This window comes from Verrucosispora sp. ts21 (assembly GCF_002879555.1).
Classification (GTDB): Bacteria; Actinomycetota; Actinomycetes; order Mycobacteriales; family Micromonosporaceae; genus Micromonospora; species Micromonospora gifhornensis.
This window is the reverse complement of the sequence record NZ_PNOZ01000079.1, coordinates 1-21,017: the sequence shown is the minus strand read 5'-3', so window position 1 is coordinate 21,017 and position 21,017 is coordinate 1. Positions and strand designations below refer to the sequence as shown.

Genomic DNA, 21,017 nt, shown 5'->3' with positions numbered 1-21,017 from the left:
AGGGGTGACGCCCGTTCAGGCCACGCCGAGGTAGGCCTCTTTGACGGCCGGGTCGTGCAGCAGGTCGGCCCCAGTGCCTTCCTTGACGATCCGGCCGGTCTCCAGCACGTACGCGCGGTGCGCCCGAGCCAGAGCCTGCTGTGCGTTCTGCTCCACCAGCAGGATCGTGGTGCCCTGCTGGTTGATCTCCGTGATGATGCTGAAGATCTGCTGGATCAGCATCGGCGCCAGACCCATCGACGGCTCGTCGAGCAGCAGCAGCTTGGGCCGGCTCATCAACGCCCGACCCACCGCCAGCATCTGCTGCTCACCGCCGGAGAGCGTGCCACCGACCTGCTTGCGCCGCTCGGCCAGCCGGGGGAACAGCTCCAGCACCTTCGCCAGGTCCTTGGCCACCTCGGCGCGGTCCCGCCGGGTGTAGGCACCCATGTCCAGGTTCTCCATCACCGTCATGCCGGGGAAGATGCCCCGGCCCTCGGGCGCCTGGCACAGCCCACGCCGTACCCGCAGGTCGGCCCGGAGCTTGCTGATGTCCTCACCGTTGAACACGATCCGCCCGGAGGCGATCGGACGGATGCCGGAGATGGCCCGCATCGTGGTGGACTTGCCGGCGCCGTTGGCGCCGATCAGGGCCACGATCTCACCCTCGTTGACGGTCAGGCTGATGCCGTGCAGCGCCTTGATCCGCCCGTAGAGCAGACTGACGTCCTCGATCTCAAGCAGCGTCGTCATCCGGCACCCCCAGGTAAGCCGCGATCACCCGGTGATCCTCACGCACCTCGGCGGGGAGCCCATCTGCGATCTTCTTTCCGAACTCCAGCACCACGATCCGGTCGGTCACACCCATGACCAGACGCATGTCGTGCTCGATGAGCAGCACGGTGATGCCCTGGTCCCGGATCTTGCGGATGAGCTGGAGCAGCTCCTCCTTCTCGGCCGGGTTGAAGCCGGCAGCCGGCTCGTCCAGGCAGAGCAGTACCGGGTCGGTGGCCAGCGCCCGGGCGATCTCCAGCCGGCGCTGCTCGCCGTACGAGAGGTTGCGGGCCAGATCGTGCATCCGGTGCGGGATGCCGACGAACTCCAGCAGCCGCTCGGCCTTCTCCAGCCCGTCGCGCTCCTCGCGGTGGTGCCGGGGCAGCCGGAACAACGCGGACAGGACGCTGGTCTTGTGGTGCGCGTCCGCGCCGACCTGGATGTTCTCCAGCGCGGTCATCTCCGGGAACAGGCGGATGTTCTGGAACGTCCGCGCCATGCCCATCTTGGTGATCTGGTGCTTCTTCTTGCCGGTGATCCGCTCGCCACGGAACCGGATCTCACCCTCGGAGGGCTGGTAGATGCCGGTCATCGCGTTGAAACAGGTGGTCTTGCCGGCGCCGTTGGGGCCGATCAGACCGAGAATCTCACCCTTGTAGAGGGTGAAGTTCACGTCGTTGAGGGCCACCACGCCACCGAAGCGCAGCGTGACGTGGTCAACCTCCAGCAGCGGCTCCCGTTTGGCGGTGGACTCCACCGCCGGGGCGCCGGCCTGCTCCGGAACGGTCGGCTTCTGCACGGTCTCACCCACCGACGATCACCTCCTTGCGACGGTCCTTGAACTCCGCCGCCCTTCGTCGGTTCGGAATCAAGCCCTGCGGCCGGAAGATCATCATGACCACCAGCACCAGGCCGAAGAACATGAATCGGTACTCGTACAGCTCGACGCCGAAGAACTCGATGCCACGGAACCGCTCGATCATGTACGCCACCAGGCCGCCACCGACGATCGCGCCGACGATGTTGCCCGAGCCGCCGAGGATGACCGCGGCCAGGATGATGATCGAGTTGAGCAGTTCCAGGTTCTGCGAGCTGACGAAGTTCTGCTTGCCGGCGAAGAGCGCCCCCGCCAGACCACCGATGAACGCACCCGAGGCGAACGCCCAGAGCTTGAACTTGAACGTCGGCACGCCCATCAGCTGCGCCGCGTCCTCGTCCTCACGGATCGAGATCCAGGCCCGGCCGACCCGGCTGCGGTTGAGGTTCCGCACCCCGATGACCACCAGGATGATCAGCGTGAGCACCAGCCAGTAGTACGGCCGCGGGTCCAGCACGCCGAAGATCGGCTTGCCGTCGGAGTAGCTGCCCGGCGGGTGCGGGATCTGGTTGAAGCCCCGCTGTCCCTTGAGGAACTCGGAGCTGGTCGCCGCCACCCGGATCATCTCGGCGAAGCCGAGGGTCACGATGGCCAGGTAGTCGCCCCGCAGCCGCAGCGTCGGGGTACCCAGCATCACGCCGGAGATCATGGTTAGCACGAGCGCCACCGGCAGGGCCAACAGCCACGGCCAGAGCGTCTTGAGATCACTGCTCGGCGACGTCAACACCGCCACCGTGTACGCGCCGACGGCGAAGAAGCCGAAGTAGCCGAGGTCGAGCAGGCCGGCGAAACCGACCACGATGTTCAGACCGACCGCGAGCAGCACGTAGATGGAGATGGTGAACAGCACCTGCCCGAAGTTCGACCCGGTGGTCGGGATCGGCCCGAGCCACTGGTAGAACTCCCGGTTCGGCAGTGCGTAGAAGAACACGATCACTGCCGCGATGACGGCCCAGCGCATCCACCGGGGTGCGTTGTGCCAGCGCTCACCCACCGCGTGGCGACCTGAGTAGATCCATTCCCTCACGCTTGTCATGCGCGGGCCCTCCCCAACGACTCGCCCAGCAGACCGGTCGGCCGGAACATCAGCAGCACGACCAGGACGACGAAGGCGACCAGGTCCTTCCAGTTCGCGCCGAACAGGGCCGACGCGTAGTTCTCGACCAGGCCGAGCAGCAGACCGCCGACCAGCGCACCGCGCAGGTTGCCGATGCCGCCCAGAACCGCCGCGGTGAACGCCTTCAACCCGAGCAGGAAGCCCACGCTGTAGGTCAGAGTGCCGATCCGGATGTCGTAGAGCATCCCGGCGACACCGGCCATCACACCACCGATGATGAAGACCACCAGGATGATCCGGTCCTTGTTGATGCCCATCAGCGCCGCGGTGTTCTGGTCCTGCGCGACCGCGCGGATGCCCCGACCGATACGACTGCGGTTGATGAACAGGTCCAGCGCCACCATCATCGCCAACGCTGAGACGATGACCAGCACCTGCACCATGGTCACTTCGGTACCGGCGACCTCGAACAGCACGAGGTCCGGCTTGACGATCGTGGGCGCACCGACCGGGAGCCGCCGGGTGTAGATACCGAACGCCTCGGCGATCGCGATCGAGGCGCCGATCGCGGTGATCAGGAAGGCCAGCGGTGGGGCGTTGCGCTTACGCAACGGCCGGTACGCCACCCGTTCGACCACTGTCGCGGTAGTAGCGGACGCCACCGCGGCTATCAGCGCACCGACCAGAAGATAAAGCATGATCGAGCCGAAGCCGCTGGCTACCGAGTCACGATCCAGACCGAGTGCGGCCCAACCCCAGATCGCGGCGAAAGCGCCGGCGATGAAGACCTCGGAGTGGGCGAAGTTGATGAGTCTCAGCACGCCGTAGACCAGCGTGTAACCCAGCGCGACGAGGGCATAGATGGCGCCCACCGTCAGCCCGGTTATCGTATATCCCCCGAAATCGGAGAATAGGGCGTTGAAGTTCAAGGAAGGGCACTCCGTACAGGAAGGGGAGACAGTGAAGGTGCGGCCGGGAAAGGTGCTCCCCGGCCGCACCCCACGATCACAGCGGAACCGTTACGGGACCGGTCAGGACCTCGGGACCTCCTGGTCCGGAACAACCTTGCCGCCCTCGACCTTGTACGCCCAGACCTTGACCTGGGTCGGGTCGAGCTCACCGGTCTCGGTGAACTTGTAGCTCGCCGCCACGCCCTCGCCGCTGTAGCCCTTCACGAACTCCAGCATCTTGGTGCGGGTGGTGTTGCCAGCCTTGATACCGGCCAGCAGGATGTTGGCCGCGTCGAAGGCGGTGTCGCTGTAGGTGCCCGGCTCCGAGCCGTTGAGGGCCTTGAAGTCGTCGACGAAGCTGCCGCGCGCCTCGGTGGCCGGCTGGCAGGGGCAGGTGAGGATGGTGCCCTCAGCCGCCGCCGCACCGGCGCCCTCGATGTAGGCGGCGTCGTTGACGCCGTCACCGGCGACCAGGGTGGCGGTGACGCCAGCAGCGGTGAGCTGCTTGCGGATCAGGCCGGCCTCCTGGTAGTAGCCACCGTAGAAGATCGCGGTCGCGCCCGAGGACTTGACCTTGGTGACGGTCGCCGAGAAGTCGTTCTGCTTGCCGTCGCCCTGGACCTTGTCGCTGCCGACAACGGCCGCGCCGAGGACCTTCTTGACCTCGTCGGCCAGACCGGCGCCGTACGCGGACTGGTCGTCGATGACGAAGACCTTCTCGGCCTTCAGCACGTCCTTGATGTACCGACCGGCGGCCGGGCCCTGGCTGAAGTCGCTGCCGACCGCCCGGAAGAAGGTCTTCCAGCCCTGGTCGGCCAGGCTCGGCCGGGTCGCCGACGGGGTGATGTGCACCAGCTCGGCCTCGGAGAACAGCGGGTTGGCCGCCTCCGACTCACCCGAGAACGCCGGACCGACGATGCCGAGGATCTTGGTGTCGTCGATCGCCTGCTGGGCCAGACCCGGCGCCTGCTCCGGGTTGCCCTGGGAGTCCAGCGGCACCAGGGTCACCTGGCAGTCCGCGTTCTCCTTGTTGTACTTGTCGACGGCGAGCTTGACGCCACCGTTCATGTTGATGCCCAGGGCCGCGTTCGGGCCGGTCAGCGCGCCGAAGAAGGCGATCTTGCTGCCGCAGCCGTCACCGCCGCTGGCCTCGTCGGTTCCACTGTCAGACTTGCAGGCGGCCGTACCGCCAAGGGCGAGCGCGGCGATCGCCACCCCACCGACCAAACGTGCGAGCTTCTGCCTCAAGGCCCGAACCCTCCTCAGTCCCATGGCCCGAACCACCCGCTACCAATTGGCCATTGCGGGGGCGGACGAACCAGACCGTCGTCGCCGGTCTGGGGCCGGACGTTATCCCACGGTGCAGGCACGACGTAAGCCCCGGAAGGGGCCGTTGACCGAACCGTTACACGCCGTGGTGGATAGGGTGCGATCGCTGTAAGAGGGAACCGTTGATTGATCGGCTACGAGGCCGATTCACCTTCGTTTTATCGGCGCCGGCCACTGCTGAGTGATCTTCCTTCAGCCGCCCACCTGTAGGTGCGCCCACCAGGCACGAGACCCATCTCCCGCGTCTGCAAACACCATAAGCCGACCTTCTTCGAGCGCCACCACCAGCCCCGTATCCCCCGACGGCACCGCCACCGGCAGGGTCACCGGACGCCACGACTCACCACCACTGTCCGAGCACCACAGACGGTAACCATCAGCGTCGATGATCACCGCCACGACCAGGTTTGCCGAAGCCACCAGAGCACGCACAGACACCGCACCCCGACCACCACCGAACCCGCCGACCCACCGCCAACCCGGCTCCGCCAACCGCCACACCCCGAAGCCCGTACGCACCGGACCGACCGCCAGCACCGCGCCGTCGGCGGCCACAACCCGCTGCGCCTGACCCGGACCGTCCACACCCGGCAGCAACGCCCGCCGCCACACCCGCGCATCCGACGACGTCCACGCCACCGGCACGGCACCCGGCGTCAACACCGCACCCACCAACACCCAGCCCGAGGGCACCGCCACCGCGTCGTACGCCACCGTCCGGCCCCGATCATCGCTGGCCAGCTCCGGCAACGCCTCGTGCACCGCGAAGCGCTCACCATCCGGGGAACTCCACACCGCCGCCCCGGCCACCCGAGCACCCACCAGCAGCCACTCCCGCGGTCCGGCCGCCACCCGGGAGACACTCACCGCCCGCGGCCCGCCGAACAGCTCGAACCCGGCTGCCACCTCACGTAACGCACCGTCGGGGTGCAGCATCCAGGTGGCGGTACGCGGATTGCCGTGCGCGCCCCCACTCGCCGCGCCCAACGCCACCAACCGGGCATCCCGGCAGGCCACCGCGTAGAGCACGTGCCGGGCACCGTACACACTCGACGGAACCAGCCGGATCGGCGACCAGACCAGACCATCCACCGTGGACCAGGCAGCCGGGGCGTTCCGCCCCGCCGAATCGGCGACCGCACCGACGGCGTACCAGCGCCCGCCGCAGACGGTCGCGTCCCGTACCAGGAGCCGGGCGGCGGCCCCGGACGTCGCCGGCAGCACCATCGACTGCCAGGTCGGGCGCACCGGCGTCGGCTCCGCGGACTCGACGGCCGGCCGGGAACAGCCGGCCGACGTCACCGCCACCGCGACGACGGCCGCGACCCACCGCCGGATCACCACGGATCGATGCTATCGACCCCGGCCTGACGCCGCGGCCGTCGCAAAGCCGACTCAGGGAGCCGGCTGCGTCACCTCACCGCCGGCGGTCTCGGCGAGAATCCGCTCGGAGACCTCCTTCATGGTCATCCGGTGATCCATCGCCGTACGCTGGATCCACTTGAAGGCCTGCGGCTCGGTCATGTTGTACGTGGTCATCAGCGCGCCCTTGGCCCGCTCGACGGTCTTACGGACCTCCAACCGGTCGGTCAGCCCGGCGACCTCGGCCTCCAACGCGGCGATCTCCGAGTACCGGGACAGCGCGATCTCCACCGCCGGCACCAGATCGCTCTTCTGGAACGGCTTGACCAGGTACGCCATCGCACCGGCCGCCCGCGCCCGCTCGACCAGGTCACGCTGACTGAAGGCGGTCAGAATGATCACCGGAGCGATCCGGGACCCGGCAATCCGCTCAGCGGCGGCCAATCCGTCCATGATCGGCATCTTGATGTCGAGGATCACCAGATCGGGCTTGAGCTCCTCGGCCAGCCGGACGGCGGTCTCGCCGTCGCCGGCCTCCCCGACCACCTCGTAGCCCTCCTCGGCCAGCATCTCGGCCAGGTCCAGCCGGATCAGCGCCTCGTCCTCGGCGATCAGTACCCGCCTGCGCGCGGCATCCGTCTGCGTCTCGGCCACGAGCCACTCCCACCAGTCTGAGCCCTGACACCCGCGGTACCGGGTGTCGCCGTCCCTAGCGTAGTGGGTACCCTGTGGGTCGACGCGACAGGCGTTGAGCAGATTGTCCCCGTATTCCAATCGGTAGAGAAACGGAGCTCAAACCTCCGACAGTGTGGGTTCGAATCCCACCGGGGACACCAGAAATGTCGCACGGGCGTCCGACAATGACCCCGTGCACCCTCCCGACCTGCGCGCCCAGGCACAGGCGATGCATCTGTCAGGCGCCACCGTCGCCGACGTCGCCCGCCGTTTCGGTCTGCCCTACGCGACGGTACGCCAATGGTGCAGGAGTCACGCCGCACCGAAAACGCTGGGCAGCGCCTTTCGCTGCTTCCGATGCCGTGACGGCATCCAGACACCGGTCGCCTACGCCTATCTGCTCGGCCTCTACCTCGGCGACGGCCATCTCGCGACCGCCGTACGCGTGCCGGTGCTCCGGATTTCCTGCAGCAAGGCCTGGCCCGGCCTGGTCGACGCCTGCGAGACAGCCATGCGAGACGTACTTGCCGCCAAGGTGCAGCGGGTGTCGCAACCGGGTTGCGTCAGTGTGCAGAGCTACGGCAGACACTGGCCCTGCCTGCTGCCACAACACGGCCCCGGCAAGAAGCACGAGCGGACGATCGCCCTCGCCGCCTGGCAGGAGAGCATCGTCAGCACGAATGCGGGTGACTTCCTGCGTGGGCTTTTCCATTCCGACGGTGCCCGCTTCATCAACCGGGTCACCGTCAGGGGCCGGAAGTACGCCTATCCCCGCTACATGTTCGTCAACGAGTCCTCCGACATCATGGGCTTGTGCCAGTGGGCGCTGGACCTGCTCGGCATCGCGTGGGCGATGAACCGCCGCAACAGTCTCTCGGTCGCGCGTCGTGAGGCGGTCGCCGCGCTGGACCGCCACGTCGGCCCGAAGTCGTGAAGCTTCGGACCGGCCGTGGCGGAGCGGCAGGGTGTCAGTGTGCGGCGAGTGCCCGGGCCAGGTCTTCGCGCAGGTCCTCGGGGTCCTCCAGGCCGACGGAAAGGCGCAGCAGGGCGGCGGCGGGTTTGGCGTCGCCCTCGACGGGTCGGTGGGTCAGCGACGCCGGGTGCTGGATGAGGGTGTCGACTCCGCCGAGTGAGACCGCGTGGGTGATGAGCTGGCAGGCGCCGGCGACGGCTGCGGCGGCGGGGGCGCCGCCGCGTACCTCGAAGGCGAGCAGGCTGCCGGGGCCGGACATCTGCCGGCCGACGAGCCCGGCGGGGTCGTCGAGGCCGGGGTGGTGCACCCGGGTGACGGCGGGGTGTTCGCTGAGCCAGGCGGCGAGTTTCTCGGCACCGGCCTGCTGGGTGCGGACCCGCAGCGGCAGGGTCTGCAGGCCACGGTGCAGCAGGTAGCCGCCGAGGGGGTGCAGGATGGCGCCGGTGACGGCGCGGACCTGGCGCAGTCGGGCGGCCCATTCGGTGTCGCAGGCGACCACTCCGGCGAGGACGTCGCCGTGGCCGCCGATGCTCTTGGTGGCGCTGTGCAGCACGAGCCGGGCGCCGTGCCGGGCGGGTTGTTGCAGGATCGGGGTGGCGACGGTGTTGTCGATCAGCAGCGGCACGTCTCCGGCGGCCTCGGCCAGGGCGGCGATGTCGAGCAGGTCGAGGGTGGGGTTGGCCGGGGTTTCGGCGATGACCAGTGCGGTGTCCGGGCGGATGGCGGCGGCGACCTGGTCGGGTCGGGCCCAGGTGACCTCGGTGCCGAGCAGGCCGGTGGCGAGGATGTGGTCGGTGCCGCCGTAGAGGGGGCGTACGGCGACCAGGTGGCGTTTGCCGTCGCGGGTGGCGGCGAGTACGGCGGCGGTGAGGGCGGCCATGCCGCTGGCGTAGGCGACGGCTTCGGCGGCGCCTTCGAGTTCGGCGAGGGCGGTTTCGAAGCGGGCCACTGTGGGGTTCCACAGCCGCTGGTAGACGGCGCTGGCGCCGGCGGGTAGCGGGTTGCCGGTGGCGAGTGCCTCGTACGCGTCGCCGCCGCCGTCGACCGAGGGCAGGGGGTTGGTGGTCGACAGGTCGATGGGCGGCACGTGGACGCCGAGGCCGGTGAGGTCTTCACGGCCGGCGTGCACGGCTCGGGTGTCCACGGTCGTCATGCCGACAGGATCGAATGACCGGTTCATCTTTGGCAACAGATCTGAAACTAATTCGTAACACCCCCCTTCCGGTGCGCACTTGTTCGCTGGAAGATCACTTCATGCCCCTCGTATCGAATGTTCTACGGCCGTTCGCGGCCCTCGACGACACCGACCGCGCGATCCTGGCGGAGTTGTCCGCCAACGGGCGGCTGGCGAACAACGCCCTGGCCGAACGGGTGCGGGTGGCCCCGTCGACCTGTCTGGCGCGTACCCGTGCGTTGCGGGAGAGCGGGGCGATCCGCGGGTTCTACGCGGACGTCGATCCGGCGGCGCTGGGTCTGCCGTTGCAGGCGCTGGTGTCGGTACGGCTGACCGAGCACGCGCGGGCGGCGGTGGATGCCTTCCGGGCCCGTTCGGTGCGGCTGCCGGGGGTGGTGTCGGTGTTCCATGTGGCGGGGGCGGAGGATTACGTGCTGCATGTGCGGGCCGCCTCGGCCGAGGCGCTGCGGGACTTCGTGCTTGATCATCTGGCGGTGGATCCGGCGGTGCAGCACACCCAGACCAGTCTGATCTTCGAGCAGGCGCGCGGGTTGGGCTGATCACGCCGGGGGTCGCGGCGGGAACAAAACCGGCATCTCGCGGGTTGGCAGCCGCTGTGATCGACGTACCGCTTTCTGTTCTTGACCTTGCCCCCGTCGCAGTCGGCGCGTCTGCCGGTGAGGCGTTGCGGCACACCACCGAGTTGGCGCGACGCACCGACGAGCTGGGTTATCACCGGTTCTGGGTGGCCGAGCACCACAACATGCCGGCGATCGCGTCGTCGGCGCCGGCGGTGCTGATCGCGCATCTGGCCGCGCACACCAGCCGGATCCGGTTGGGTTCGGGTGGGGTGATGCTGCCCAACCACGCGCCGCTTGTGGTGGCCGAGCAGTTCGGCACCCTGGAGGCGCTGCATCCGGGCCGCATCGACCTGGGCATCGGGCGGGCGCCGGGCACGGACCAGGTGACCGCGCTGGCGTTGCGCCGGACGATGGAGGGGCTGTCGGCGGAGAAGTTCCCCCAGGAGTTGGCCGCGTTGATGGACTTCTTCGACGAGGAGCGCTCGGGGCGGATCATGGCCTCGCCGGGGCGGGGTCAGCGGCCGGCGGTGTGGCTGCTGGGTTCCAGTGGGTTCAGCGCCCAGTTGGCCGGCGCGTTGGGGTTGCCGTTCTCGTTCGCGCATCACTTCAGCGGGCAGCACACGGTGCCGGCGTTGGCGTTGTACCGGCAGAGTTTCCGCCCGTCGCGGTGGCTGGAGCAGCCGTACGCGATGGTGGCGGTGAACGCGGTCTGCGCGGAGACCGACGAGCGGGCCGAGTGGTTGGCGGGGCCGGCCGGGTTGTCGTTCCTGCGGTTGCGTGCCGGGCGGCCGGAGCCGTTGGCCTCGCCCGAGGAGGCGGCGGCGTACCCGTACACCGATCTGGAGCGGGAGTTCGTGGCGCAGCGGCGCGAGGGGCAGGCGACCGGCTCGCCGGAGACGGTGGCCCGGCAGTTGGGCGACCTGCTGGCGCGGACCGGGGCGGACGAGTTGATGCTCACCACGATGGTGTACGACATCGACGACCGGGTGCGGTCGTTCGAGTTGATCGCCGAGCGGGTCGCCGGGGGCCTGCGACGCTGAGTGAAGGCACAGGCGTGGGGCGCGGGCCGGGCAGGTCTGGCGCGCCGGTGATGGTGGCCCAGGTCACAGCGGTTCTGTGCCGTGAAACACGATCTTCATGGGAGCGTCACCCCCGCGACGCGGAGTGCGCTTAACTTTATAACCGGTGGTGGTACGGCACTCTCCGGTCGGGACGGGTCGGGGGTGCCGCGGTGTGGGGCACCGGGCCGCAGTTGAGCGGATTCCGCGATTGCGGCCCGGTGCCTGTCCGTTTCTCCAGGCTTCAGCTTCCCGGCGTCAGCGCAGGTAGATGCGCGGGGCGGGCGGGACGGCCATCCCGTCGCCGAGGAAGAAGCCCGGGTGCGGCGGCTGGTTGTAGGCGGTGTTCTGCCAAGCCACGGCGACCCGGTACTGCATGTCGTGCATCAGTGTGTGGATGCGGGTGCTGGTCGGGGTGGGTGTGCTGTAGATCCGCAGGGCCCGGCTGTCGCTGGTGCGCCAGACCACCTCTTCCCGCCAGTCACCGAGGATGTCGGCGGACAGTGCCGGGGTGGCCTTGGTGCCGTTGTTGGCGGCCACGTCGGCGCCGGTGAGCAGGCGGGTGTCGCCGTTGGGGCCGTACTTGTCGATGCGGGTGGCGTCGAGCAGTTCCCGTACCGGGTCGCCGTCCCACCAGATCAGGAAGTTGGTCGAGGACGGTTTGCGGCCGACGTTCTGGCCTCGGGTGTTGTTCAGGCCGCTGACCGCCGAGGACCAGGATTCCGCGCCGGGGCTGCCGGCCCAGATGTCGCCGGAGACGCCCCGGCCGTTGTCCCCGCCGGGCGGGGTGGACCAGATGAGCTGGCCGGTGCGGGCGTCGGCGAGGTAGGAGCTGGGTTTGCTGCCGTCCTCGTTGACCTTGAAGACTTCCAGGCCGGGTCGGGTCGGGTCGAGGTCGCCGACGTGCATGGCGTCGCCGTGGCCGGTGGCGGTGGAGTGCAGTAGTCGACCGTTGTCGTCGATGGTGGCGGCACCGTAGACGATCTCCTGTCGGCCGTCTGCGTCGACGTCGGCGACGGACAGGTTGTGGTTGCCCTGCCCGGCGGCGGCGCCGTTGCCGCTGGCGTTGGAGTCGAAGGTCCACCGCCTGGTGAGGCTGCCGTTGCGGAAGTCCCAGGCGGCGACGACCGCGCGGGTGTAGTAGCCCCGAGCCATGATCAGTGAGGGGCGTTGGCCGTCGAGGTAGGCGGTGGCGGCGAGGAACCGGTCGACCCGGTTGCCGTACGAGTCGCCCCAGGAGGAGACGGTGCCGCGGGGCGGGTCGTAGTTGACGGTGGAGAGGGCGGCACCGGTACGACCGTCGAACATGGTCAGGTACTCCGGGCCGGCGAGCACGTAGCCGCTGGAGTTGCGGTGGTCGGCGCTCGCGTTGCCGATCACCTGCCCGGTGCCGGAACGGGTGCCGTCGGCGGTCTTCATTGCCACTTCGGCGCGGCCGTCACCGTCGTAGTCGTACACCTGGAACTGGGTGTAGTGGGCGCCGGCGCGGATGTTGCGCCCCAGGTCGATGCGCCACAGCCGGGCGCCGGTGAGGGTGTACGCGTCGACGTAGACGTTGCCGGTGTAGCCGGACTGCGAGTTGTCCTTGGCGTTGGACGGCTCCCACTTGAGCACGAACTCGTACCTGCCGTCGCCGTCGAGGTCGCCGACGCTGGCGTCGTTGGCCGAGTAGCTGTACGCCTCACCGCTGGGTGTGGTGCCGCCGGGCGGGACCTGCAACGGTACGTCGAGGTAGCCGGCCGGGAACTGCAACGCCGGGGCGGAGTCGGCCTGTTCGACGCCGTTCACCACGGCCCGCACGGTGTACGTGGCACCGGCGGCGGCCCCGCTGTCCAGGTAGTTGGTGGCCCCGGTGATCGGGCTGGAGTTCACCCGGGTGCCGCCCCGGTAGAGGTTGAACGCCACCCCGGTGGTCTCGGTGCCCAGCAGCCGCCAGGAGACCAGGTTGGCCGACCCGGACCGGACGCTGACCAACCCTCGGTCCAGGTTCTCCGCCTGCATCGACCCGGGTGGTGGAGTCGTCGGCGGCGGGGTGGTCGGAGGCGGAGTCGTGGGCGGCGGCGTCGTCGGAGGTGGTGTGGTGGGCGGTGGTGTGGTGGGCGGTGGGGTCGTCGGCGGCGGGGTGGTCGGAGTGGTGTCGCCGGTGCAGGTCGTGCCGTTGAGGGCGAAGCTGGTGGGCACCGGGTTGGTGCCGGTCCACGAGCCGTTGAACCCGAAGCCGGTGCTGGCGTTGCTGCCGATGGTGGCGTTGTAGTCGACGTTGCGGGCGCTGACCTGCGCGCCGGACTGGCTGACCGTGGCGTTCCAGGCGTGGGTGACCTGCTGGCCGGCGGCGGGCCAGGCCCAGGTCAGCGTCCAGCCGTTGAGCGGGTCACCGAGGTTGGTGACGGTGACGTCGGCGCCGAAGCCGCCGCCCCACTGGTTGGTGATGCGGTAGTCGACGCGGCAGCCGGTGGCGGCGGCCGAGGCGGTCAGGTTGGTAAGTACGCCGGCGGCGAGGGTGGTTGCCGTGGCGGTGGCGAGCACGATGACCCGACGGACGGTGCGGGGCATGGAGGTCCTCCGGTGGAGGTCGGGCGCGCGGCAGTGGTGGCTTCGCCGGCGTGCCCGTCGCCGGCGGGTGCCGCGCTGGCGGCAGAGATCCCGACGCATCGACGTCGGTAATTGGTTTCCCGCGCAGCTGCGATGCTAGGGCACGCGTTTTCGGCACACAATCGGTTGGCCACAGCTTGCTTCCGGGCCAGCCCTTTTGGTCAACTCCTCCGGTGGCAGCGCACATGACACCGGAGGAGTTCCGTCAGGCCGGGTACGCGGTCGTCGACTGGATCGCCGACTACTGGGCCACAGTTGCCGAGCGCCCGGTGACCTCGCAGGGCCGGCCCGACGCGGTGGCGGCCGGGTTGCCGACCGATCCGCCGGCTGAGGGCGAACCAGTCGAGTCCGTCCTCGCCGACCTGGACAAGCTGGTCGCACCCGGATTGACCCACTGGCAGCATCCGGGCTTCTTCGGGTACTTCCCGGCCAACACCAGCGGTCCCAGCGTGCTGGGTGACATGGTCAGTGCCGGTCTCGGCGTGCAGGGCATGCTCTGGGCCACCGGACCGGCCTGCACCGAGCTGGAGACGGTGATGCTCGACTGGCTGGCCCAGGCGTTGGACCTGCCGGCCCGGTTCCGCTCCACCGGTCCCGGCGGCGGGGTCATCCAGGACTCGGCCTCGTCGGCCACGCTGGTGGCCACCCTGGTCGCCCTGCACCGGGCCGGTGGCGGGCGCTGGCGCGAGGCGGGCGTCGACCGCCGCTACCGGGTGTACGCGTCGACCGAGGCGCACTCGTCGGTCGAGAAGGCGGCCCGGATCGCCGGGCTGGGCGCCGACGGGGTACGGCTGATCGAGGTGGATCCGGTGACCCGGGCCATGTCACCGGCGGCGCTGCGGGCGGCGATCGAGGCGGACCGGGCCGCCGGGGTGGTGCCGGCCCTGGTGGTGGCGACCGTGGGCACCACCTCCACCACGGCGATCGACCCGCTGCCGCAGATCGGCCCGATCTGCGCCGAGCACCGGGTGTTCCTGCACGTCGACGCCGCGTACGCCGGGGCGGCGGCGATCTGCCCGGAGTTGCGGTTCGGCCACGCCGGTCTGGAGTACGCCGACTCCTACTGCTTCGACCCGCACAAGTGGCTGCTCACCGGCTTCGACTGCGACGCGTTCTGGGTGGCCGACGCCGGTGAGCTGGTGCAGGCGCTGACCGTCCTGCCGGAGTACCTGCGCAACGCCGCCACCGAATCCGGTGCGGTGATCGACTACCGGGACTGGCAGGTGCCGCTGGGTCGACGGTTCCGTGCCCTGAAACTGTGGTTCGTGCTGCGCTGGTACGGCGTCGACGGCCTGCGCGAGCACATCCGGCGCGGGGTGGCACTGGCCGCCCGGTTCGCCGACCGGGTACGCGCCGACGACCGGTTCGAACTGATGGCCCCGCACCCGTACAGCCTTGTGTGTTTCCGGTTGCGCGGCGCGGACGGGCCGAACGAACGCCTGCTGGCGGCGGTCAACGGCACCGGCCGGGTCTATCTGACGCACACCCGGGTGGCCGGCCGGCACACGTTGCGTCTGGCGGTCGGCGCCCCGCAGACCACCGAGGCCCACGTCGACGAGGCATGGGAGCTGATCTCGCAGGCGGCAGCCCTGGCCGACTGACCGGTCCGCTCAGCGGTCGGCGCCGGAGAGGGCGGTAACCTCCGGCTCTGCCGCCGCACCCGAGTCGGCGTCGTCGGTGCCGGCTTTGTCGGTGTTGGCTTTGTCGGCGTTGACCGCCTCGGCGTTGGCTTTGTCGGTGTTGACCGCCTCGGTGTTGGCCGCCTGGAGGCTGGCTGCTTCGGCGGTCGCCCGCTGACGACGGGCCCGCAGCACCAGCCGCACCGCCAGCACCAGGGCGGTGACCCAACCGGCTGCCAGCAGCACGTAGACCAGTACCGGCAGGGAGCCCTCCAGCTCGGCGGTGCGCATCAGGATGCGGGCGTTGGTCAACACGATCACACCGCCGACGGCCGCGCCGAGCATCTGGGCGGGCACGATGCGCACCAGCCAGGCGGCGATCGGTGCGGCGATCAGACCACCGATGAGCAGGGCGAGCACGATCGGCAGCAGGAAACCCTCGGTGCCCAGACCGATGAGGAAGCCGAGGCTGGCCGAGACTGCGACGAGGAACTCGGAGGTGTCCACCGAGCCGATCACCTTGCGGGGCTCCATCCGCCCGCTGACCAGCAAGGCCGGCGTGGCGACCGGCCCCCATCCGCCGCCGCCGGTGGCGTCGACGAATCCGGCGACCAGCCCGAGAGGCCCGAGGAACCGCCCGCGCAGCTGCCCGGCCGCCGGGTTGCGACGCAACGGCCGGGAGAAGCGCACCAGCAGGTACGCCCCGAGCGTGAACAGGATCGCGGCCATCCACGGGGCGGCTGCCTCGGTGGAGAGCGAACTGAGGAAGGTGGCACCCGCGAACGCACCGACCGCGCCGGGGATGGCGATGCGGGTCACCACTCGCCAGTCGACGTTGCCGAACCGCCAGTGAGCGGTGCCGGCGGCGAGGGTCGTGCCGATCTCGGCCAGGTGCACCGAGGCGGACGCGGCAGCCGGCGCGACCCCGACCAGAAGCAGCAGCGTGGAGGAGGTCAACCCGTACGCCATGCCGAGTGCCCCGTCGACCAGTTGGGCGGCGAGCCCGACGAGCGCGATGACCAGCAGCTTGCGCACGGCCGTCCCCCAACTTTTCGGCAACTCCTATCAACTTGGTCGACAATGCGGCATTGGAGGGCCTGCGGTCAACCCCCCGATCAGTCAATGAGACGACACCCTCGTCGCTCCCCCACCCCAGGCCCCCACCCGAGCCACCGCCGGCCCACCCCGAAGCATCCCTTGCCCACCTGGGCACCCGTTCCCCACCTCGGCCCCTTTGCTCTGCTTCACTCCACGCACCGATCCCGTGCGGAAATCGGTGCGTCGGTTGAAGCAGAGCAAAGGGGCCGAGGCATACCTCTGCCGGCGCGGCCGAGCAGGGCGCGCGCCAGGTCCAGGAGTGGCTGGCAAGTCCAGCAGCGGGCGTGACAGGTCCAGGCGCGGGGGGGCAGGTCCAGGCGCGGGGGTCAGGTCCAGGCGCGGGGGTCGGAGACCAGCTTGGTGACCTGCTCGGGCAGCGTGCCCTGCGCGACGTCGGCGACGGTGACCAGTTCGAGGATCTGGCGTTCGTTGGCGCGCAACGCGATCCAGACGTCCTGCAACGCTCGGGCGGCGCCCTGGTAGCCGAGTTGCTCGGGCCGCTGCCCGCGGATGTGGGCCAGTGGGCCGTCGATCACCCGGATCACGTCGGCCAGGGAGATCTCCTCGGCGGGCCGGGCCAGCCAGTAGCCGCCTTCGGGGCCCCGCTGGGCTTGCATGATGCCGCCGCGGCGCAGTTGCAGCAGGATGCTCTCCAGGAACTTCGGCGGGATGTCCTGGGCGCGGGCGATCTGGTCGGCGGTCACCGGACGGCCACGCCCGGCCCCGGCCACCGAGGCCAGCTCGGTGACCGCTCGAAGGGCGTAGTCCACCCGGGCGGAGAGTCGCATGCCCGACAGGTTAGTCGGCCCGCGGCTCCACCTGGACGATCACCCCTGCACCGATCGGCTGATCCGGATGGTACGGCCGCCGGGTCAGGCGCCGACGCGGCGCAGCAGTCCCTCTTGGACGACGCTGGCGATGTGCCGTCCGTCGACGGTGAACAACCTGCCGGTGGCCAGGCCCCGCGCGCCGGAGGCCGACGGGCTCCAGCAGTCGTAGAGGAACCACTCGTCGGCGCGGAACGGCCGGTGGAACCACACCGCGTGGTCGAGGCTCGCGCCCACCACACCGCCGGGGCCCCACACCTCGCCGTGCACCGAGAGCACCGAGTCGAGCAGGGTGAGGTCGGAGGCGTAGGTGAGGGCACAGGCGTGCAGCAGCGGATCGTCGGGGAGCTTGCCGTCGATGCGCATCCACACCCGCTGGTGCGGGTCCGCGGGGCGGTCGCCGGGGCGTACCCAGCCGGGCTCGCCGACGTAGCGTACGTCGATGGGCCGGGGAATCTGCCCCCAGACGCCCAGCCGTTCCGGGTAGCGGGCCAGCCGGTCGGACATGGTGGGCACCTGGTCGGGCGCGGGCACGTCCGGCGGGACGGGGGCGTGGTGGTCCAGCCCTTCCTCGGGGCGCTGGAACGACGCCGACATGAAGAAGATCGGCTCGCCGTGTTGCAGCGCCACCGAGCGGCGTACCGAGAAGGACCGGCCGTCCCGGATGCTCTCCACCTCGTACTCGATCGGCTCGACCGGGTCACCGGGGCGCACGAAGTAGCCGTGCAGCGAGTGGACCACCCGCTCCGGGTCGACGGTGCGGCCGGCAGCGACCAGGGCCTGGCCGGCGACCTGTCCGCCGTACACCCGCTGGGGTCCGACCGGGGGGCTCATCCCCCGGAACGACCTGGTGCCGGTCGGCACCAGGTCGAGAACCTCCAGCAGCTGGTCGACGGCGGCCTGACCGACGAGCACCTGGTCGTCGGTCACTGCAGGGCCCGCGCCGAGGCGGCGTCGACGAGCGAACCGAGCTGGTGCACCCGCAGGGTGTTGGTGGAGCCGGGGGTGCCGGGCGGGCTGCCCGCCACGATCACCACGTAGTCGCCCGGGGTGGCCCGGTTGAGCCCGAGCAGCGCCTGGTCGACCTGCCGGAACATGTCGTCGGTGTGCTGCACGAACGGCATCAGGAAGGTCTCCACGCCCCAGCAGAGGGCGAGCTGGCTGCGTACCTCCGGGACCGGGGTGAAGGCCAGCAGCGGCAGGTCGCAGTGCAGCCGGCTGAGCCGGCGCACGGTGTCGCCGGTCTGCGAGAAGGCGACAAGCGCCTTGGCGCCGATGGCCCGGGCGATCGAGGACGCGGCGACGGTGAGGGCGCCACCGTGTGTACGCGGGTCGTGCTGGAGGCGGGGGACGGCGATCGAGCCCGACTCGGTGGTGCTGACGATCTTGGCCATGGTGCTGACGGTGAGCACGGGGTACTTGCCCACGCTGGTCTCACCGGAGAGCATCACCGCGTCGGCACCGTCGAGCACCGCGTTGGCGACGTCGGAGGCCTCGGCGCGGGTGGGCCGCGAATTCTCGATCATCGAGTCGAGCATCTGGGTGGCCACGATGACCGGCTTGGCGTTCTCCCGGCACAACTGCACGGCGCGCTTCTGCACCAGCGGCACCTCGTCCAGCGGCAGCTCCACGCCGAGGTCACCGCGGGCGACCATCACGCCGTCGAAGGCCAGCACGATGGCCTCCAGGTGGTCGACCGCCTCCGGCTTCTCGACCTTGGCCAGCACCGGCCGGTGTACGCCGACCTCGTTCATGATGCCGTGACACAGCTTGATGTCGTCGGCGGAGCGGACGAAGGAGAGCGCGACCAGGTCGACCCCGAGCCCGAGGGCGAAGCGCAGGTCCTCGGCGTCCTTGTCGGACATGGCGGGCACGCTGACCGCCACGTTGGGCAGCGAAACGCCCTTGTTGTTGCTGACCGGCCCACCCTCGGTGACAAGCACCCGGATGTCGTTGCCGGTGACGTCGGTGACCTCGACGGCCACCCGACCGTCGTCGATCAGCAGCCGGTCACCGGGCTTGACCTCCTGCGGCAGCTTGCGGTAGGTGCAGGAGACCCGCTCCTTGCTACCCAACACGTCGTCTCCGGTGATCACCACGGAGTCGCCGGTGCGCCACTCGTGCGGGCCGTCGGCGAAGCGGCCCAGCCGGATCTTCGGCCCCTGCAGGTCGGCCAGGATCGCCACCGGCTTGCCGGTCGCCTCCGATGCCTCGCGGACCAGGTGGTAGACCGCCTCGTGATCGGCGTGGCTGCCGTGGCTGAAGTTCAGCCTCGCCACGTTCATGCCGGCCTCGACGAGCCCACGGATGCGCTCGGGCGACGAGGTGGCGGGACCAAGAGTACAAACGATCTTCGCGCGGCGTGTCACGCCCATCAGGCTAGTCTCTCCTCCGGGTCGGACCACGGGCCGACCCCTTGCGCAAAGCGGAACAATTGTCCAACGGCGCGCGACGTACGCGCGCTGCCGGCGGGCGTAGCCACGCCGGAACGTCGATGGCGGGCATCAGCGACCGCGCGCCGGAATGGTACGCCTCCCATGCCAGGGTGCGCCGAGCCGCTCCGTTCCGACAACCGCTCGTGACCGCACGATTGCCGAAAGTCAACCCGCTCTGCCGTTCAGCTTTCCGTCTTGACCAGCGGAAACTCGAGCGAACCGGCCGGACAGAGGAAGGTCATCACGTCCACCCGGTAGAGCCCGGCCTGCACCGCCGGGTCGGCCTCCATCACGCTGCGCACGTCGTCGACCGAGCCGGTGCGGGCCAGACCGAAGCCCAGCGGCGGGTCCGGCTCCCGGGCTTCGTTGCCGTCGACCGCTCCGACCACCAGGATGATGCCCCGCCGCTGGAGCGCCTGCATGTGTTCGGCGTGCTCGGCCTGCAACCGTTGGATGGTCTCGGGGGGCAGCGCCCGTCCGGCCGTGCCGGGATAAAGCACGATGCACTCGTACGTGTCAAGCGCGAAGTCGAGGTTCGGCTCTGCGGTCATGACGCTCCCTTTCGCGGCCCGCCCTTTCGCGGCCCGTCTGCGCCCGACGGCGGCACACGCGGCGGTACCGTCCAGCCTTGCATGAACCGGCAGGTCGCACCGGGCGCTCAGCAGATCCGGGGCGTACCGCGATGGTGTCGCGATCGGAGCGGGGAGCCGTGATGACGGCTAGATTGGCCGACGAGGACGATCGACGCGATGGGAATGACATGGCGAGCAATGCTGACACTCGACCCGCCAAGGCCTCCGGCACCTACCGGATCGGCGGTGACCTGACCGTCGACCGGCTCGGGTACGGGGCAATGCAGATCACCGGCCCGGGCGTCTGGGGCGACCCGAAGGACCCGGCCGAGGCGGTACGGGTGCTGCGCCGGGCGTACGAGCTGGGCGTGACGTTCATCGACACCGCCGACTCGTACGGGCCGTTCGTCTCGGAGCTGCTGATCAAGGAGGCGCTGCACCCGTACGCCGATGATCTGGTCATTGCGACGAAGGCCGGCCTGTCGCGCAGCGGCCCGGGTGACTGGCGTCCCCTCGGTCGGCCGGAGTATCTGCGTCAGCAGTGCGAGCTGAGCCTGCGCCACCTGGGCCTGGAGAGCATCGGGCTCTACCAGCTGCACCGCATCGATGCGAAGGTGCCGCTGGCCGACCAGATCGGTGAGCTGCTGCTGCTCAAGGAGGAGGGCAAGATCCGGCACATCGGCCTGTCCGAGGTGACAGTCGAGCAGATCGAGGCGGCCCGCCAGATCGCGCCGATCGCCTCCGTGCAGAACCTCTACAACCTGGTCAACCGCAAGGCCGAGGACGTCGTGACCTACTGCGAGGGCAACGACATCGCCTTCATCCCGTGGTACCCGATCGCCACCGGCGAACTGGCCCGCCCCGGCGGCCCGCTGGACGCGATCTCCACCGAGCACGGCGCCACCCCCGCCCAGCTCGCCCTGGCCTGGCTGCTGCGCCGCTCCCCCGTCATGCTTCCCATCCCCGGCACCTCCTCGGTGGCCCACCTGGAGGAGAACGTCGCCGCCGCCCAGGTAACCCTGACCGACACCGAATACAAAACCCTCTCCACCGCCACCTCCTGACCCCTCCCCACCCCCACCCCC

General features: G+C 69.8%; 19 protein-coding genes and 1 tRNA gene. 6 read left to right on the top strand and 14 right to left on the bottom strand.

Annotation, left to right across the window (positions count from 1 at the left end):
* Positions 1–15: 15 nt before the first annotated feature.
* The 7 genes from C1A38_RS25525 to C1A38_RS25495 all read right to left on the bottom strand — a co-directional run bounded on the left by C1A38_RS25525 (position 16) and on the right by C1A38_RS25495 (position 6,982).
* Positions 16–732 (bottom strand): ABC transporter ATP-binding protein, encoded by a 717-nt coding sequence (locus C1A38_RS25525; protein ID WP_102660259.1) that lies wholly within the window; start codon positions 730–732, stop codon positions 16–18.
* A complete protein-coding gene (locus C1A38_RS25520) occupies positions 716–1,564 on the bottom strand; it encodes an ABC transporter ATP-binding protein (protein WP_102660258.1) in 849 nt (282 codons plus the stop codon). The genes C1A38_RS25525 and C1A38_RS25520 overlap by 17 nt, the downstream gene beginning before the upstream one ends.
* On the bottom strand, positions 1,557–2,666 hold the full coding sequence (locus C1A38_RS25515) for a branched-chain amino acid ABC transporter permease (RefSeq protein ID WP_102660257.1): 1,110 nt from the start codon (positions 2,664–2,666) through the stop codon (positions 1,557–1,559). The genes C1A38_RS25520 and C1A38_RS25515 overlap by 8 nt, the downstream gene beginning before the upstream one ends.
* Positions 2,663–3,616: a branched-chain amino acid ABC transporter permease gene (locus tag C1A38_RS25510; RefSeq protein ID WP_102660256.1), complete on the bottom strand. Its 954-nt coding sequence runs from the start codon at positions 3,614–3,616 to the stop codon at positions 2,663–2,665. The genes C1A38_RS25515 and C1A38_RS25510 overlap by 4 nt, the downstream gene beginning before the upstream one ends.
* A 102-nt stretch (positions 3,617–3,718) precedes the next feature.
* The gene (locus C1A38_RS25505; protein ID WP_102660255.1) at positions 3,719–4,885 is read right to left on the bottom strand and encodes a branched-chain amino acid ABC transporter substrate-binding protein; all 1,167 of its coding nucleotides are present in this window, start codon (positions 4,883–4,885) and stop codon (positions 3,719–3,721) included.
* A 273-nt stretch (positions 4,886–5,158) separates the two neighbouring features.
* A complete protein-coding gene (locus C1A38_RS25500; protein ID WP_102660254.1) occupies positions 5,159–6,310 on the bottom strand; it encodes a hypothetical protein in 1,152 nt (383 codons plus the stop codon).
* Positions 6,311–6,361: 51 nt separating this feature from the next.
* A complete protein-coding gene (locus C1A38_RS25495) occupies positions 6,362–6,982 on the bottom strand; it encodes an ANTAR domain-containing response regulator (RefSeq protein WP_013735005.1) in 621 nt (206 codons plus the stop codon).
* Between the two features lie 105 nt (positions 6,983–7,087).
* Between C1A38_RS25495 and C1A38_RS25490 the strand changes: the two genes are divergently transcribed.
* A tRNA-Leu gene (locus tag C1A38_RS25490) sits at positions 7,088–7,164 on the top strand.
* Between the two features lie 32 nt (positions 7,165–7,196).
* Positions 7,197–7,937: a helix-turn-helix domain-containing protein gene (locus C1A38_RS25485; RefSeq protein ID WP_102660253.1), complete on the top strand. Its 741-nt coding sequence runs from the start codon at positions 7,197–7,199 to the stop codon at positions 7,935–7,937.
* Between the two features lie 34 nt (positions 7,938–7,971).
* On the opposite strand, the gene C1A38_RS25480 is transcribed toward C1A38_RS25485, so the two are convergent.
* Positions 7,972–9,129: a trans-sulfuration enzyme family protein gene (locus C1A38_RS25480; protein ID WP_102660252.1), complete on the bottom strand. Its 1,158-nt coding sequence runs from the start codon at positions 9,127–9,129 to the stop codon at positions 7,972–7,974.
* Positions 9,130–9,230: 101 nt separating this feature from the next.
* Between C1A38_RS25480 and C1A38_RS25475 the strand changes: the two genes are divergently transcribed.
* Positions 9,231–9,710 (top strand): Lrp/AsnC family transcriptional regulator, encoded by a 480-nt coding sequence (locus tag C1A38_RS25475; protein WP_102660251.1) that lies wholly within the window; start codon positions 9,231–9,233, stop codon positions 9,708–9,710.
* A 56-nt stretch (positions 9,711–9,766) separates the two neighbouring features.
* Positions 9,767–10,771, top strand: a complete 1,005-nt coding sequence (locus tag C1A38_RS25470) for an LLM class flavin-dependent oxidoreductase (protein WP_199180326.1) — start codon at positions 9,767–9,769, stop codon at positions 10,769–10,771.
* Positions 10,772–11,047: 276 nt separating this feature from the next.
* On the opposite strand, the gene C1A38_RS25465 is transcribed toward C1A38_RS25470, so the two are convergent.
* Complete coding sequence (locus C1A38_RS25465) at positions 11,048–13,342, bottom strand: rhamnogalacturonan lyase family protein (RefSeq protein ID WP_102660249.1); 2,295 nt, start codon at positions 13,340–13,342, stop codon at positions 11,048–11,050.
* A gap of 212 nt (positions 13,343–13,554) precedes the next feature.
* On the opposite strand from C1A38_RS25465, the gene C1A38_RS25460 reads away from it, so the two are divergent.
* Positions 13,555–14,982, top strand: a complete 1,428-nt coding sequence (locus tag C1A38_RS25460; protein ID WP_233197012.1) for a pyridoxal-dependent decarboxylase — start codon at positions 13,555–13,557, stop codon at positions 14,980–14,982.
* Positions 14,983–14,991: 9 nt separating this feature from the next.
* Here C1A38_RS25460 and C1A38_RS25455 read toward each other — a convergent pair whose 3' ends face one another.
* The 5 genes from C1A38_RS25455 to C1A38_RS25435 all read right to left on the bottom strand — a co-directional run bounded on the left by C1A38_RS25455 (position 14,992) and on the right by C1A38_RS25435 (position 19,911).
* The gene (locus C1A38_RS25455) at positions 14,992–16,035 is read right to left on the bottom strand and encodes a sulfite exporter TauE/SafE family protein (protein WP_102660247.1); all 1,044 of its coding nucleotides are present in this window, start codon (positions 16,033–16,035) and stop codon (positions 14,992–14,994) included.
* A gap of 389 nt (positions 16,036–16,424) precedes the next feature.
* The gene (locus tag C1A38_RS25450; protein ID WP_102660246.1) at positions 16,425–16,886 is read right to left on the bottom strand and encodes an RrF2 family transcriptional regulator; all 462 of its coding nucleotides are present in this window, start codon (positions 16,884–16,886) and stop codon (positions 16,425–16,427) included.
* Between the two features lie 84 nt (positions 16,887–16,970).
* The gene (locus C1A38_RS25445; RefSeq protein ID WP_102660245.1) at positions 16,971–17,855 is read right to left on the bottom strand and encodes an acyl-CoA thioesterase; all 885 of its coding nucleotides are present in this window, start codon (positions 17,853–17,855) and stop codon (positions 16,971–16,973) included.
* Positions 17,852–19,300 carry a pyruvate kinase gene (gene pyk, locus C1A38_RS25440; RefSeq protein ID WP_102660244.1) on the bottom strand — a complete coding sequence of 483 codons (1,449 nt, stop codon included), beginning with the start codon at positions 19,298–19,300 and terminating at the stop codon, positions 17,852–17,854. Before pyk ends, C1A38_RS25445 begins: the two co-directional genes overlap by 4 nt.
* Positions 19,301–19,542: 242 nt before the next feature.
* The gene (locus C1A38_RS25435) at positions 19,543–19,911 is read right to left on the bottom strand and encodes a YciI family protein (RefSeq protein WP_102660243.1); all 369 of its coding nucleotides are present in this window, start codon (positions 19,909–19,911) and stop codon (positions 19,543–19,545) included.
* A gap of 209 nt (positions 19,912–20,120) precedes the next feature.
* On the opposite strand from C1A38_RS25435, the gene C1A38_RS25430 reads away from it, so the two are divergent.
* On the top strand, positions 20,121–20,996 hold the full coding sequence (locus C1A38_RS25430; RefSeq protein WP_102660242.1) for an aldo/keto reductase: 876 nt from the start codon (positions 20,121–20,123) through the stop codon (positions 20,994–20,996).
* Positions 20,997–21,017 lie beyond the last annotated feature (21 nt).

Coding starts and splice junctions, on each gene's coding strand:
- C1A38_RS25525 (WP_102660259.1), bottom strand. CDS start 732: ATGACGACGCTGCTTGAGATCGAGGACGTCAGTCTGCTCTACGGGCGG.
- C1A38_RS25515 (WP_102660257.1), bottom strand. CDS start 2,666: ATGACAAGCGTGAGGGAATGGATCTACTCAGGTCGCCACGCGGTGGGT.
- C1A38_RS25480 (WP_102660252.1), bottom strand. CDS start 9,129: ATGACGACCGTGGACACCCGAGCCGTGCACGCCGGCCGTGAAGACCTC.
- C1A38_RS25475 (WP_102660251.1), top strand. CDS start 9,231: ATGCCCCTCGTATCGAATGTTCTACGGCCGTTCGCGGCCCTCGACGAC.
- C1A38_RS25465 (WP_102660249.1), bottom strand. CDS start 13,342: ATGCCCCGCACCGTCCGTCGGGTCATCGTGCTCGCCACCGCCACGGCA.
- C1A38_RS25450 (WP_102660246.1), bottom strand. CDS start 16,886: ATGCGACTCTCCGCCCGGGTGGACTACGCCCTTCGAGCGGTCACCGAG.
- pyk (WP_102660244.1), bottom strand. CDS start 19,300: ATGGGCGTGACACGCCGCGCGAAGATCGTTTGTACTCTTGGTCCCGCC.
- C1A38_RS25435 (WP_102660243.1), bottom strand. CDS start 19,911: ATGACCGCAGAGCCGAACCTCGACTTCGCGCTTGACACGTACGAGTGC.
- C1A38_RS25430 (WP_102660242.1), top strand. CDS start 20,121: ATGGCGAGCAATGCTGACACTCGACCCGCCAAGGCCTCCGGCACCTAC.